This window comes from Pseudomonas sp. 9Ag, assembly GCF_902506445.1.
In the GTDB taxonomy this organism is placed as follows: domain Bacteria; phylum Pseudomonadota; class Gammaproteobacteria; order Pseudomonadales; family Pseudomonadaceae; genus Stutzerimonas; species Stutzerimonas stutzeri_AB.
The window spans coordinates 4,363,375-4,377,507 of the sequence record NZ_LR733836.1; the positions used below are offsets into that span (position 1 = coordinate 4,363,375).

The 14,133-nt window shown below is 56.8% G+C and carries 14 protein-coding genes and 1 pseudogene; 13 read left to right on the forward strand and 2 right to left on the reverse strand.

The genetic code is table 11. From position 1 onward, the window contains the following. Nucleotides 1-5: 5 nt before the first annotated feature. Both dnaN and dnaA read right to left on the reverse strand, forming a co-directional pair. On the reverse strand, nucleotides 6-1,109 hold the full coding sequence (dnaN, locus tag ALTERO38_RS20040) for a DNA polymerase III subunit beta (RefSeq protein WP_148925719.1): 1,104 nt from the start codon (nucleotides 1,107-1,109) through the stop codon (nucleotides 6-8). Nucleotides 1,110-1,146: 37 nt separating this feature from the next. Further along, nucleotides 1,147-2,607 carry a chromosomal replication initiator protein DnaA gene (gene dnaA, locus ALTERO38_RS20045; RefSeq protein ID WP_159969468.1) on the reverse strand — a complete coding sequence of 487 codons (1,461 nt, stop codon included), beginning with the start codon at nucleotides 2,605-2,607 and terminating at the stop codon, nucleotides 1,147-1,149. 513 nt (nucleotides 2,608-3,120) lie between these two features. Here dnaA and rpmH point away from each other — a divergent pair. From rpmH to ALTERO38_RS20110, 13 genes and pseudogenes are all read left to right on the forward strand, one after another. Then, entirely contained in the window at nucleotides 3,121-3,255 is a 135-nt protein-coding gene (gene rpmH / locus ALTERO38_RS20050) for a 50S ribosomal protein L34 (protein ID WP_019340723.1), read from the forward strand. Nucleotides 3,256-3,272: 17 nt separating this feature from the next. After that, nucleotides 3,273-3,665 (forward strand): ribonuclease P protein component, encoded by a 393-nt coding sequence (gene rnpA / locus ALTERO38_RS20055; protein WP_102837659.1) that lies wholly within the window; start codon nucleotides 3,273-3,275, stop codon nucleotides 3,663-3,665. Continuing rightward, nucleotides 3,658-3,902: pseudogene (yidD, locus tag ALTERO38_RS20060) on the forward strand (membrane protein insertion efficiency factor YidD). The gene rnpA and the pseudogene yidD overlap by 8 nt, the downstream one beginning before the upstream one ends. A gap of 2 nt (nucleotides 3,903-3,904) precedes the next feature. Then, complete coding sequence (gene yidC / locus ALTERO38_RS20065; RefSeq protein WP_148925717.1) at nucleotides 3,905-5,578, forward strand: membrane protein insertase YidC; 1,674 nt, start codon at nucleotides 3,905-3,907, stop codon at nucleotides 5,576-5,578. A 68-nt stretch (nucleotides 5,579-5,646) separates the two neighbouring features. Continuing rightward, the gene (gene mnmE / locus ALTERO38_RS20070) at nucleotides 5,647-7,014 is read left to right on the forward strand and encodes a tRNA uridine-5-carboxymethylaminomethyl(34) synthesis GTPase MnmE (protein WP_159969470.1); all 1,368 of its coding nucleotides are present in this window, start codon (nucleotides 5,647-5,649) and stop codon (nucleotides 7,012-7,014) included. A 601-nt stretch (nucleotides 7,015-7,615) separates the two neighbouring features. Further along, nucleotides 7,616-9,508, forward strand: a complete 1,893-nt coding sequence (mnmG, locus tag ALTERO38_RS20075; protein ID WP_159969471.1) for a tRNA uridine-5-carboxymethylaminomethyl(34) synthesis enzyme MnmG — start codon at nucleotides 7,616-7,618, stop codon at nucleotides 9,506-9,508. Beyond that, the gene (rsmG, locus tag ALTERO38_RS20080; protein WP_159969472.1) at nucleotides 9,508-10,155 is read left to right on the forward strand and encodes a 16S rRNA (guanine(527)-N(7))-methyltransferase RsmG; all 648 of its coding nucleotides are present in this window, start codon (nucleotides 9,508-9,510) and stop codon (nucleotides 10,153-10,155) included. The genes mnmG and rsmG overlap by 1 nt, the downstream gene beginning before the upstream one ends. 18 nt (nucleotides 10,156-10,173) lie before the next feature. Beyond that, nucleotides 10,174-10,962: a ParA family protein gene (locus ALTERO38_RS20085; protein ID WP_159969473.1), complete on the forward strand. Its 789-nt coding sequence runs from the start codon at nucleotides 10,174-10,176 to the stop codon at nucleotides 10,960-10,962. 9 nt (nucleotides 10,963-10,971) lie between these two features. Further along, nucleotides 10,972-11,844, forward strand: coding sequence for a ParB/RepB/Spo0J family partition protein (locus ALTERO38_RS20090; protein WP_159969474.1), 873 nt, complete (start codon nucleotides 10,972-10,974; stop codon nucleotides 11,842-11,844). A gap of 134 nt (nucleotides 11,845-11,978) precedes the next feature. Beyond that, a complete protein-coding gene (locus tag ALTERO38_RS20095) occupies nucleotides 11,979-12,377 on the forward strand; it encodes a F0F1 ATP synthase subunit I (protein WP_178114610.1) in 399 nt (132 codons plus the stop codon). 14 nt (nucleotides 12,378-12,391) lie between these two features. After that, complete coding sequence (atpB, locus tag ALTERO38_RS20100) at nucleotides 12,392-13,264, forward strand: F0F1 ATP synthase subunit A (protein ID WP_102837651.1); 873 nt, start codon at nucleotides 12,392-12,394, stop codon at nucleotides 13,262-13,264. A 69-nt stretch (nucleotides 13,265-13,333) separates the two neighbouring features. After that, nucleotides 13,334-13,561, forward strand: a complete 228-nt coding sequence (atpE, locus tag ALTERO38_RS20105; RefSeq protein ID WP_102837650.1) for a F0F1 ATP synthase subunit C — start codon at nucleotides 13,334-13,336, stop codon at nucleotides 13,559-13,561. A gap of 93 nt (nucleotides 13,562-13,654) precedes the next feature. Further along, a complete protein-coding gene (locus ALTERO38_RS20110) occupies nucleotides 13,655-14,125 on the forward strand; it encodes a F0F1 ATP synthase subunit B (protein ID WP_159969475.1) in 471 nt (156 codons plus the stop codon). Nucleotides 14,126-14,133 lie beyond the last annotated feature (8 nt).

Sequence of the window (14,133 nt, forward strand, 5' to 3'; positions counted from 1 at the left end):
ATGGGTTACAGGCGCATCGGCATAACAACGTAGGCCGAGTCGTCGTTGTCGTACTCCTGAACCAGAGCACTGCTGTTCGCATCGGAAAGAATCAACCGGACCTGATCAGTCGTCATGACACTAAGCACATCGAGCAGATAGCTGACGTTGAAACCGATTTCCAAAGCCCCACCGGTATAGTCCACTGCAACTTCTTCTTCAGCTTCTTCCTGCTCGGGGTTGTTCGCCTGTATTTTCAACAGACCAGATTCCAGCTGCAGCCGGATACCACGGTATTTCTCGTTGGAAAGAATGGCCGTACGGCTGAACGCTTCGCGCAGGGTCTGGCGTTCACCCACCACCAACTTGTCACCGCCGCGGGGGAGCACACGCTCATAGTCAGGGAATTTCCCATCAACAAGCTTGGAGGTAAAAGTAAATTCACCTGTGGTAGCGCGAATGTGATGTTGGCCCAGGACGATACTGACTTCACCGTCCTGATCCGTAAGAAGCCTGGCCAACTCGAGGATGCCCTTACGCGGAACGATCACTTGATGTCGGTCGGGCTGTTCGATGCCAGCTTGCATGGAGCACATGGCCAAACGATGTCCGTCAGTTGCGACCGCGCGCAGCATTCCACTTGAAACCTCGATCAGCATACCGTTCAGGTAGTAACGCACATCCTGCTGTGCCATGGCGAAGCTGCTGCGCTCGATTAAACGGCGCATCTTGCCTTGGTTAACGCTGAAGTTCAGCGAGCCAGGCCCTTCCTCAACAGTAGGAAAATCATTGGCCGGCAAGGTTGAAAGCGAAAAGCGGCTGCGCCCGGATTTGATAACAATCTTCTGGTCATCCAGCCGGATATCGATAAGCGCATCAGGCTGCAAGCTTTTGCAGATATCCATCAGTTTGCGCGCAGGCACCGTGATCTCGCCTGGCTCGGATGCATCCTCCAAGGCGACACGACCAACCAACTCGACTTCAAGATCAGTGCCGGTAAGCGAAAGCTGATGGTCCTGGACCACCAGCAAGACGTTCGACAACACCGGCAGGGTCTGTCGACGCTCGACGACGCCGGCCACCAGCTGCAGAGGTTTCAACAAGGCTTCGCGCTGAATAGTGAAATGCATGGTCTGGTCCCTTGCCTATTAAATGGCCGCAGTCTGTTCAGGTTGTCAAAGTGCGCAGCAAATTCTTGTAATCTTCGCGAATATCCGCATCCAATTCCCGAAGTTCGGCAATCTTACGACAAGCGTGTAGCACTGTCGTGTGATCGCGCCCACCGAAGGCGTCGCCGATTTCCGGCAAGCTGTGATTGGTGAGCTCTTTGGACAATGCCATCGCGACCTGCCGAGGCCTCGCGACCGAACGCGAGCGTCGTTTCGAGAGGAGATCCGATATCTTGATCTTGTAGTATTCCGCGACGGTGCGCTGAATGTTATCAACACTTACCAGCTTGTCTTGCAGTGCAAGCAGGTCTTTCAACGACTCGCGAATCAGCTCGATGGTAATGTCACGCCCCATGAAATGAGCATGGGCGATTACGCGTTTCAATGCTCCTTCCAGTTCGCGAACATTCGAACGGATGCGCTGCGCAATGAAAAACGCAGCATCATGTGGAAGCTCGACGTTGGCCTGATCAGCCTTCTTCATCAGGATCGCCACACGGGTCTCAAGCTCCGGCGGCTCGACGGCCACAGTCAGCCCCCAGCCGAAGCGCGACTTCAAGCGCTCTTCGAGCCCGTCAATTTCTTTCGGGTAACGGTCACTGGTGAGGATTACCTGCTGGCCACCTTCAAGCAAGGCGTTGAACGTGTGGAAAAACTCTTCCTGCGACCGTTCTTTCTTGGCGAAGAATTGGATGTCGTCAATCAACAACGCATCCACCGATCGATAGAAGCGCTTGAACTCATTGATCGCGTTGAGCTGCAGAGCCTTGACCATATCCGCAACGAACCGCTCGGAATGCAGATAGACCACCTTGGCGTTAGGGTTCTTCTTCAGCAGATGATTGCCAACCGCGTGCATCAAGTGCGTCTTGCCAAGTCCTACGCCGCCATACAGAAACAACGGGTTGTAGCCATGCTTGGGATTGTCGGCCACCTGCCAGGCAGCTGCCCGTGCCAGTTGGTTGGACTTGCCTTCGACAAAATTCTCAAAGGTGAACGTGCGGTTGAGATAACTGGTGTGCTTGAGCCCACCCTCGACCTGAACGTTGCGTTCCGCGGGCCGAGACGGTGCGCTAGACGCAGGTACTGCCATAGGTTCGGCAGATGGGGTCGGTTCGTTGAACGATGCAGGCGGCGGCGCAGCGGCGGCAGGAGCGCCAACCTGCGCCTGAGAACGAGCAACGGAGCCGACAGCTGGCCGTGAAGAAGCTACTCGCCGGCTGCCTATCAGCAGGGACAGTGAAGGCACGGCTCCAGTGGCACGTTCCGACAGCAGCTCCATCAAGCGCGAAAGATACTTCTCGTTGACCCAATCGAGCACAAACCGGTTCGGGGCATAGACCCGCAACTCATCTCCATCAGCTTCGATCTGAAGCGGACGAATCCAAGTGTTGAATTGCTGGGCCGGCAGCTCATCTCTCAAGAGGTCAATACACTGCTGCCAAAGTTCCACCGACACGGACACTCCTAGACGCTGCAACGCTCAAAACGGAGCTTATTGTAGCCCTGAGCCCATCAGTTATCCACAGTCCAAGGGCAGTTATATAGGAAGCAGACGATCCAACCATGCTTGGTGATGATTGAAACCAGCCTCCTAAGGTTTGTTGATAACCATGCTCCAGCCCATTGGAAAAGCCTGTGTACAGCTTGCGGTGGTTTGGGCCTGTGTATAAGTTCTGCTTCCATCCACAGGAAACGCAGTGGCTTTGCACTGCAAACGCACCGTTTCCACAGAAGGCTTAAGAGCGCTGTACGCCTTGCGCTGCGTGGGCTACAGGCACCTGTCCACAGAAAATGGCTCCACCATCTATAAGCACTGCATTAAGAAGAGCTTTATCTTCTTTCTCTATCTATTAATTTCTGAATGAATGGCGCTGGTTGGAAATTGACCTCACCGCGCGGCTTCTCTACAATCGCCGGTCTCTTAAAAGGGGGCCATTCCGGCCCGCAACGAATCACCAGGTAACGCATCATGAAACGCACTTTCCAACCCAGCACCCTCAAGCGCGCTCGCACCCACGGTTTCCGTGCCCGTATGGCCACCAAAAACGGTCGTGCCGTCCTGTCGCGTCGTCGCGCCAAAGGTCGTAAGCGTCTGGCAGTCTGAAGACGTCGGAACAGGTAGTGAGTCGAGACTTCGGTCGGGAAAAGCGTCTGCTGACCCCGAGCCAGTTCAAGGCTGTCTTCGACTCCCCCGACGGTAAGTTACCGGGCAGGAATGTCCTGCTACTGGTGCGCGAAAATCAGTTGCCACACCCGCGAATCGGATTGGTAATTGGCAAGAAGAGCGTCAAGCTCTCGGTAGAGCGCAATCGCATCAAGCGGCAACTGCGTGAAACCTTTCGTCTCCACCAGATGGAGTTGACGGGGTGGGACATCGTGGTCATCGCACGCAAGGGCCTCGCGGAACTGGATAATCCAGAACTGGCAAAGCAGTTTGCCAAACTCTGGCGACGCTTGGCTCGTACGCCGGCGCCGGACACCAAGCAGGTCCAGAGCAACGCCGCCGATGCGTAAGCTCGCACTCGTCCCCATCAAATTCTACCGGTACGCCATCAGTCCGATGATGGCCAGCCACTGTCGCTTCTACCCAAGTTGCTCCTGCTACGCACAAGAGGCCATTGAAACTCATGGCTTGCTGCGCGGTGGCTGGCTGAGCCTATGCAGGCTTGGCCGTTGCCATCCATGGAATCCGGGCGGCTATGATCCCGTGCCTTCCAACACCCCTCCAATTCATCTTCGATGACCGAGTAACCATGGATATCAAACGCTCGATCCTGCTTGTCGCCCTGGCAGTCGTTGCTTACCTGATGGTTTTGCAGTGGAACCAGGACTACGGTCAGACCGCTATCCCTGACGAGACGCGCCAGGAGCAGTCTTCGGCTGCGCAGCTTCCCGCTGTCCCAACCAACAGTGATGTGAATGCGCAGGGGGATATCCCTGCCGTAAGTACTGAACCGTCGGCCAACGCGGTAGCCGACGGTCAGGCCAGTTCTGAATTGATCCACGTACGCACTGACGTACTGGACGTCGCGATCGATCCCCGCGGTGGCGACATTGTCGATCTGCGCTTGCCAGAGTTTCCTCGTCGGCAAGATCGTCCAGACGTGCCGTTCCAGTTGTTCGAACGTAGCGGCGAGAGGACCTATGAAGCCCAGAGCGGCTTGATTGGGGACGGTCCGGACAAAGCAACTGGTCGTCCGCTATACAGCAGCGAGCAACAGCAATACCAATTGGGTGAGAATCAGGACCAGCTGGTCGTTGATCTGCAATTCAGCGAAGACGGCGTCAACTACACCAAGCGCTTTACCTTCAAACGAGGCGACTACGATCTTGGCGTGCGCTATCTGATCGACAACCAAAGCGATCAAGCGTGGACCGGTCATATGTTCGGTCAGCTGAAACGTGATGACAGCAAGGATCCGTCCTCGAGTACCGCAACTGGCACAGCAACCTACCTGGGCGCGGCTCTCTGGACCAAAGACGAGCCCTACACCAAGGTTTCCATGGGGGACATGGACGACAAGAGTCTGAAGAAGACCGTCGAAGGTGGCTGGATAGCATGGTTGCAGCACTACTTTGTGACCGCGTGGATTCCAGCGCCTGACCAGACCAATCTGGTACAGACCCGCAAGGACAGCCAGGGCAACTACATCATCGGTTTCACCGGTCCCGCTGTTTCGGTTGCACCGGGCAGTCAGGGTGAGACCTACGCTACCCTGTATGCCGGTCCGAAAAGTCAGGACCAGCTGGAAGAGCTGTCACCCGGCCTCCGTCTAACCGTTGATTACGGCATTCTCTGGTTCATCGCCCAGCCGATATTCTGGCTACTTCAGAATATCCATGCACTGCTGGGTAATTGGGGCTGGTCAATCATCGCGCTGACTATCGTGATCAAATTGGCGTTCTTCCCGCTCTCGGCTGCGAGTTACAGGTCGATGGCCCGCATGCGTGCGGTTTCGCCGAAAATGCAGGCGCTCAAAGAGCAGTTCGGCGACGACCGCCAGAAGATGTCTCAGGCGATGATGGAGCTGTACAAGAAAGAGAAGATCAATCCACTCGGAGGCTGTCTGCCGATCCTGGTGCAGATGCCCGTCTTCCTCGCGTTGTACTGGGTTCTGCTGGAAAGCGTCGAAATGCGCCAGGCGCCCTGGATGTTCTGGATCACAGACCTGTCGATCAAAGACCCTTTCTTCATTCTGCCGATCATCATGGGCCTGACCATGTTTATCCAGCAGCAATTGAACCCTACGCCACCGGACCCGATGCAAGCCAAGGTGATGAAGCTGCTGCCAATTATCTTCACCTTCTTCTTCCTCTGGTTCCCGGCAGGCCTGGTGCTGTACTGGGTCGTTAACAACTGCTTGTCGATCGCGCAGCAGTGGTACATTACCCGCAAGATCACCGGACAGACTGCCAGCGCAACCTGATCCGTCGAAGTGAACAGAACGCCCCTTAATTGGGGCGTTTTGCATTATCGATACCTGGGAGAGTTTTGATGAGCCAAGATCGCGAAACCATCGCTGCCGTCGCCACTGCACCGGGTCGTGGAGGGATCGGCGTTGTGCGCGTTTCCGGCTCGCGAGCCAAAGCCGTCGCGATCACGCTTAGCGGTCGCGAGCCGGTTCCAAGACATGCCCACTACGGCCCCTTCCATGCCGATGATGGCGAAGTGATCGATGAGGGTTTGATGCTGTTCTTCCCCGGCCCCCACTCGTTTACCGGCGAAGATGTTCTGGAACTTCAAGGTCATGGCGGCCCCGTCGTGATGGACATGTTGTTGCAGCGTTGCGTAGAGCTCGGCATCCGGCCTGCTCGTCCCGGCGAGTTCAGCGAACGAGCGTTCCTCAACGACAAGCTGGACCTGGCCCAGGCAGAGGCGATTGCGGACCTTATCGAAGCGAGCTCGGCGCAAGCAGCGCGCAATGCAGTGCGCTCCCTTCAGGGTGATTTCTCCCGGCGCGTGCATCACCTCACCGAAAGCCTGGTGCAGCTGCGCATCTACGTCGAAGCAGCGATCGATTTTCCGGAGGAGGAAATCGATTTCCTCGCAGACGGCCGAGTGCTCGGGTTGCTGGAGCAGCTTCGCGCAGAGTTATCCACAGTTCTTCGTGAGGCAGGGCAGGGCGCATTGCTGCGTGAGGGCATGAACGTGGTCATTGCAGGCCGACCCAACGCCGGCAAATCGAGCCTGCTCAATGCCCTGGCAGGGCGTGAGGCGGCAATCGTGACCGACATTGCCGGGACCACGAGAGATCTGCTCAAAGAGCATATCCAGATTGATGGAATGCCGTTGCACATCGTCGATACAGCCGGGCTGCGTGATACGAAGGACCAGGTGGAACGAATCGGCGTAGATCGGGCCATCAAAGCCATAGAGGATGCCGACCGGGTGCTGCTGGTGGTCGATGCGAGTGCGGCGTCTGTTGCTGATGATGATGTCCTGTGGCCGGGTCTGCTTCTGACCAGACCAGACCCAGCGAAGACCACGGTGATTCGCAATAAGGCCGACATTACGGGTGACGCCGTCAGTATCTCAGTCGCCCCAGAGGGACATACCACGCTCAGCCTGTCGGCCCGTTCAGGTGAGGGGCTTGAATTGCTCCGTGGGCATCTCAAGCACTGTATGGGCTATGACCAGACAGCGGAGAGCGCATTTAGCGCAAGACGTAGGCACCTGGACGCGCTGCGCAAGGCTGCCGAGCACCTTGACCATGGTCATGCTCAGTTAACGCTGGCAGGCGCAGGTGAACTCCTAGCTGAAGACCTTCGTCAAGCGCAGCAGGCACTTGGCGAGATCACCGGGGCATTCAGTTCCGACGATCTGCTTGGCCGAATCTTCTCCAGCTTCTGCATCGGCAAATAGTCGGTCTCTAGCCACGCTGTGGCGCTCAAACCTTTCCTGAACGCTATCCGTTCCTGAGGGGGCGACCTCCCACAGCCACCCCAGCATTCCAGTTCGACATCAGCCCTTCAGTTGGAGGGCCTGTCCACCTGCTCGCCTAAAATTCTCCTCCATCCCTGCCATTTTGTTGTTTTCAGCGCAGCGCGTCCGGCAGTTTTGCATAAAGAGACGATGCTTAAGCTCTGTGGAAAACCCTGCCTAAGCTCGGTCAATAAGCAGTGCGTAAAGCGACTGCTGCAGGCGGCTGTGGATAAAGTCTTATTCCATACACAGGGTGTCAACCGGGGTTCCACCGCTTGTACGGCGGCTGAACACAGCGTTTCTTCCGGCTGTAACCTGCGTCACATAGGCGTTTCAGAGTTCTATCCACAGATATGCGCTGCGTATTTATAAACATAAAAATAAGCTTTAAATCATTTCTCTTTTTTATCTATTAAGGCCTTCTCTTGAGCCAGCGTCGCTGCAACTGGTCATTTTTTGTTCAGAGGCCTTCTTTCGCGCTCTCCTAGTGCCTATACTGGCGAGCTTCCTGAGACTCAACCAAACAGGCACGAGGTGCGTGGTGGATTTCCCTTCCCGTTTTGACGTCATCGTTATCGGCGGCGGCCATGCCGGTACCGAAGCTGCGCTCGCAGCAGCTCGAATCGGCGTAAAAACACTCTTGCTGACCCACAATGTCGAAACGCTGGGACAGATGAGCTGCAATCCAGCCATTGGTGGCATCGGCAAGAGTCATTTGGTGAAGGAAATCGATGCTCTCGGTGGCGTCATGGCAACTGCTACCGATCTGAGCGGCATTCAATTCCGGGTGCTCAACAGCCGCAAAGGGCCAGCCGTACGGGCGACGCGCGCTCAGGCCGATAGGGTGTTGTACAAGGCTGCTGTCCGCGAAGTGTTGGAAAACCAGCCGAACCTGTGGATATTTCAACAGGCAGCCGACGACCTGATCGTTGAGTCCGATCAGGTCAAGGGTGTCGTTACCCAGATGGGACTGCGCTTCCTAGCTGAATCGGTTGTCCTCACAACCGGCACCTTCCTTGGTGGACTTATCCACATTGGTTTGCAGAATTACTCTGGCGGCAGGGCCGGCGATCCCCCTTCGATAGCGTTGGCCAAACGTTTACGCGAGCTGCCCCTGCGGGTTGGACGTCTGAAGACCGGAACGCCTCCGCGAATCGATGGCCGCAGTGTCGATTTTTCAGTAATGACCGAGCAACCAGGCGATACGCCAATTCCTCCCATGTCGTTTCTGGGTGAGGCAGCGCAGCATCCGCGACAGGTGAGTTGCTGGATCACGCACACCAACGCCCGCACTCACGAAATCATTGCCGCCAACCTTGATCGATCACCGATGTATTCTGGCCTTATCGAGGGTGTCGGTCCGCGCTACTGCCCGTCGATTGAGGACAAGATTCATCGTTTCGCCGACAAGGACAGCCATCAGGTCTTTATCGAGCCGGAAGGCCTGACGACCCATGAGCTCTACCCAAACGGTATCTCGACCTCGTTGCCTTTTGACGTGCAGTTGCAGATCGTTCAAAGCATTCGTGGCATGGAGCAGGCGCACATCGTGCGGCCCGGCTACGCCATCGAATACGACTATTTCGATCCACGTGATTTGAAATACAGCCTGGAAACCAAAGTGATTGGTGGGCTGTTCTTCGCAGGGCAGATCAACGGCACTACCGGTTACGAAGAGGCGGGAGCCCAGGGACTACTCGCTGGTGCCAACGCTGCGCTGCGTGCCAAAGGGTTGGACAGCTGGTGTCCTCGTCGGGACGAAGCGTATCTCGGCGTGCTGGTCGATGACCTGATCACGCTCGGGACGCAGGAGCCGTATCGGATGTTCACCTCGCGCGCCGAATATCGGCTGATTCTGCGTGAGGACAACGCTGATTTGCGATTGACCGAAAAAGGCCGCGAGTTGGGCTTGGTCGACGACGTGCGTTGGGCTGCATTCGAACGCAAGCGCGAGAGTATCGCGCAGGAAGAACAACGTTTGAAGGGCACCTGGGTTCGCCCGGGAACCGAGCAGGGCGATGCGATTGCCGAGCGATTCGGGACCCCGCTTACCCATGAGTACAACCTGCTGAACCTCTTGGCGCGGCCGGAAATCGATTATCGGGGCCTCATGCAGCTCACCGGCGGCGGAGCCGAAGATCCTCAAGTCGCCGAACAGGTTGAGATCAAGACCAAGTACGCCGGCTACATCGACCGCCAGCAGGAGGAGATTCTCCGCTTACGGGCCAGCGAATCCATCGCGCTGCCAGCTGAGCTGGATTACTCAGGTATTTCCGGACTTTCCAAAGAGATCCAGCACAAGCTTTCGCAGGCACGGCCTGAAACCCTTGGGCAAGCCTCTCGGATTCCGGGCGTCACGCCGGCAGCGGTGTCGCTACTCATGATTCATCTGAAAAAGCGCAGCGCTGGGCAAAAGCTGGAGCAGAGCGCTTGATGGCTATGGAACTGGTTGATCATGCCGATGAGCTCAGACTAGGGGCGTTGCAGCTGGGGCTCGACCTGAGCAGCGCTCAGCAACAGCAGCTAATGGCTTATCTGGCACTGCTGAACAAGTGGAACAAAGCTTACAACCTCACCGCAGTGCGCGACCCGGCCGAGATGGTCTCTCGCCACCTGCTCGACAGCCTGAGCGTTGTGCCGCACGCGGAACAGGGCGGCGCCCGCTGGCTCGATGTCGGAAGTGGGGGCGGTATGCCTGGAATTCCTCTGGCGATCATGTTTCCCGAGCGCAACTTCACCCTGCTTGACTCCAACGGCAAGAAGACCCGCTTTCTCACCCAGGTGAAGCTGGAGTTGAAACTCGCCAATGTGGATGTTGTCCACAGCCGCGTCGAGCAGTTCAGACCGCCGCAGCCGTTAACTGATATCACCTCGCGGGCGTTCAGCTCCCTAGAGGATTTTGCCAACTGGACTCGCCATCTCGGCGATAAAGATTCCCGCTGGCTCGCCATGAAAGGCGTGCAACCGGACGATGAGCTGCAGGCGCTTCCGACGGACTTCCAGCTGCAGAGCTGTGTAGTACTCAAGGTTCCAGGTTGCCAAGGGCAACGCCATCTGCTGATACTGCGGCGCACTTCATGACCCGGACAGACACTGACCATGGCTAAAGTATTTGCCATCGCCAATCAGAAAGGCGGTGTCGCCAAGACCACCACTTGCATCAACCTGGCGGCTTCGCTCGTTGCAACGCGTCGTCGCGTGCTGTTGATCGATCTTGATCCACAGGGCAACGCCACCACCGGCAGCGGTGTGGATAAGTTGGCATTGGAATATTCGATCTACGACGTGCTGATTGGTGAGTGCAGCTTGGTCGATGCCATGCAGTTCTCAGAGCACGGCGGTTATCAGTTGTTACCAGCCAACCGCGACCTGACGGCTGCTGAAGTTGCCTTGCTGAACCTCCCGGCCAAAGAGCACCGCTTGCGCGAAGCGCTGGCCCCGGTGCGCGAGAATTACGACTACATCCTCATCGATTGCCCACCTTCGCTCTCGATGCTGACGATCAACGCGCTGACGGCCGCCGATGGCGTGATCATTCCCATGCAATGCGAGTACTACGCGCTCGAAGGCCTGTCAGATCTGGTCAATTCGATTCAGCGTATTGGTCAGGCGCTGAACCCATCGCTGAAGATCGAGGGTTTGCTCCGCACCATGTATGACCCACGCAGCAGCCTGACCAACGATGTCACCGAGCAGCTGAAAGCGCACTTCGGTGAGAAGCTCTATGACACCGTGATTCCACGCAATGTACGCCTGGCAGAAGCCCCCAGCCATGGCATGCCGGCGCTGGTCTATGACAAGCAATCCAAGGGCGCCTTGGCTTACCTGGCACTGGCGGGCGAGTTGTCGCGCCGTCAGCGTCGAGCCGCCCGCAGCGCAACCGCATAAGGAAACTTCATGGCGACCAAAAAACGAGGCCTAGGACGGGGTCTGGATGCCCTGCTCGGCGGCGCCAATGTGGCGGCCATACAAGAGGATGTTACTCAAGCTGCTGTGCATGAGCTGCAACAGTTGCCGCTCGACGTTATCCAGCGGGGCAAGTATCAGCCTCGCCGCGACATCGACCCGGTCACCCTCGACGAACTGGCGAACTCGATCCGTACCCAGGGTGTGATGCAACCCATCGTGGTTCGCTCGATTGGCTCTGGCCGCTACGAAATCATCGCTGGAGAACGGCGCTGGCGTGCAAGTCAGCAGGCTGGCCTGGATAAAATCCCTGCCATGGTTCGGGAAGTCTCCGACGAAGCAGCCATTGCCATGGCACTGATCGAGAACATTCAGCGCGAGGACCTCAGCCCTATCGAGGAAGCCGTTGCGCTTCAGCGACTGCAGCAGGAGTTCCAGCTGACACAGCAGCAGGTCGCGGACGCGGTGGGTAAATCCCGTGTGACCATTAGCAACCTGCTGCGTCTGATTGCACTGCCGGAGGAGATCAAGACGCTTCTCTCGCATGGCGATCTGGAAATGGGCCATGCCCGGGCTTTGCTTGGACTGCCTGCCGATCAGCAGGTTGAAGGCGCGCGGCATGTTGTCGCACGCGGTCTGACCGTACGCCAGACCGAGGCGCTGGTAAGGCAATGGCTGAGCAAGCCGGAAAACACCAAAACCGAGCCAAAAAGCGATCCCGATATCGTCCGTCTGGAACAGCGCCTGGCTGAACGTCTGGGCTCACCGGTGCAAATCAAGCACGGTGAGAAGGGCAAAGGGCAGCTGGTAATCCGTTACAGTTCGCTGGATGAGTTGCAGGGCGTACTTGCGCACATTCGCTGATACAAAGTTTATGTAGTGCCGGTCAGAAAGTGCTACCTGAAGGTTGAACGCAGGATGGGCTGCTCCTATACTCGCGGCGCTTTTTTGACCGCGGTCGAGCTGAACAGCTAACGATCTTTTTCGGTGGATGCACGGTGAATATACGCAACAAGACACCTCTCCATCGATTGCCTGTAGTACGTGTGTTAGCCGTACAGGCGTTCGTTGCGTTAGGCGCAGGCGTAGCATGCGGTTTGTTTTTTGGTATGGTTGCCGGCTATTCGGGATTGCTGGGTGGCCTGATTGCATTAGTGGCCAACCTGTACTTTGCGTTTAAGGCGTTTCGCTATTTTGGCGCGCGCTCGACCACAGCCATTGTTCAGTCCCTGTGGGCTGGAGAAATGGGTAAGCAGATTCTGGCAGCAGCGCTGTTTGCGCTGGTGTTTGTAGGAGTGAAACCGCTGCAACCGGGGGCGTTGTTCGTCGGTTACCTGATGGTTCTGGGCGCCGGAGCGAGCGCCCTCCTGCTGATGAAAAATAATCCGAAGCATTGAGCACTGAGGCGTTTATGGCGAGTACCCCGGCGGAATACATCCAGCATCACCTGCAGAATCTGACCTACGGAAAACTGCCGGAAGGTTACGTACGCGCAGACGGCTCGGTCGTCGACCAGGCTACCTGGACCATTGCTCATTCGGGCGTGGAAGCGCGTGACATGGGCTTCATGGCCGTCCATCTCGATACGCTCGGTTGGTCGCTGTTCATGGGACTCATCTTCGTGCTGGTGTTTCGCATGGCGGCCAAGGGCGCTACTGCGGGTACCCCAGGCCGTTTGCAGAACTTCGTCGAGATGTGCGTCGAGTTTGTCGAAGGCGTGGTGAAAGATACCTTCCATGGTCGCAACGCGCTGATCGCGCCGCTGGCCCTGACCATTTTCGTTTGGGTGTTCCTGATGAACAGCCTGAAATGGATTCCGGTTGACTACATTCCAGGTCTGGCGAGCATGTTGGGGCTGCCGTACTTCAAGATCGTACCGACTGCGGACCCGAACGGAACCTTCGGTCTGTCGCTTGGCGTGTTCATTCTGATTCTGTTCTACAGCTTCAAGGTCAAGGGCTTCGGTGGCTTTACCAAGGAACTGGCTTTCACGCCGTTCAATCACTGGTCGCTTGTGCCGTTCAACCTGTTCCTCGAAATCCTCGGTCTGCTGACCAAGCCGTTGAGCCTGGCTCTACGACTGTTCGGCAACATGTATGCCGGTGAGGTGGTATTCATCCTCATCGCGCTGCTGCCGTTCTACGTGCAGTGGACCCTGAATGTACCCTGGGCGATCTTCCACATCCTAGTGATCCCGCTGCAGGCGTTCATCTTCATGGTTCTGACCGTGGTGTATCTGAGCTCTGCGCATGAAGACCACAGTCATGCCGAACTCACGCCGTAACAGTTAAAACCGGTTCAACACGTTTCGTTTTACCAAGAAAACCTTAACCCTTAGCTTCAGGAGCTTTACATGGAACTCGTCTACATCGCCGCCTCTCTCATGATCGGTCTGGGTGCCCTGGGCACTGGCATTGGCTTCGCTCTGCTGGGCGGTAAGCTGCTGGAATCCACTGCTCGTCAACCCGAGCTGGCTCCTCAGCTGCAAACCAAGACCTTCCTGATGGCTGGTCTGCTCGACGCCGTACCGATGATCGGTGTTGGTATCGCGATGTACCTCATCTTCGTTGTCGCTGCTTAAGACTTTTCCGGTTCCTGATGGGGTTCGCATGGCGAGCCCCGTTGCCGTGGAATTGACAACCGCGTCGAACGAGATAGCACGAGGTATATCGCTGTGAACATTAACTTGACGCTGTTCGGTCAAACGTTCGCCTTCGCTATTTTCGTCTGGTTTTGCATGAAGTACGTATGGCCGCCGATCACCAAGGCCATGCAAGAACGCCAGAAGAAAATCGCCGAAGGACTGGACGCCGCAGGCCGTGCGCAGCAAGACCTAAAGTTGGCTCAGGAAAAGGTTTCCAACACTCTCCGTGAGACCAAAGGGCAAGCTGCCCAGATTGTTGAGCAAGCCAATAAGCAAGCCAACGCCATCGTTGAGGATGCCAAGCAACAGGCGCGCGCCGAAGGCGAGCGACTGGTAGCCGGCGCCCGCGCCGAGATCGAGCAGGAAGTGAATCGTGCCAAGGAGCAACTGCGTAACCAGGTAGCCGTGTTGGCTGTCATGGGTGCGGAGAAGATTCTGGAGTCCCAGGTGGACGCCAAGGCACACAACGATCTGGTCGAAAAACTGGCCTCCCAACTCTAAGCGAGGCA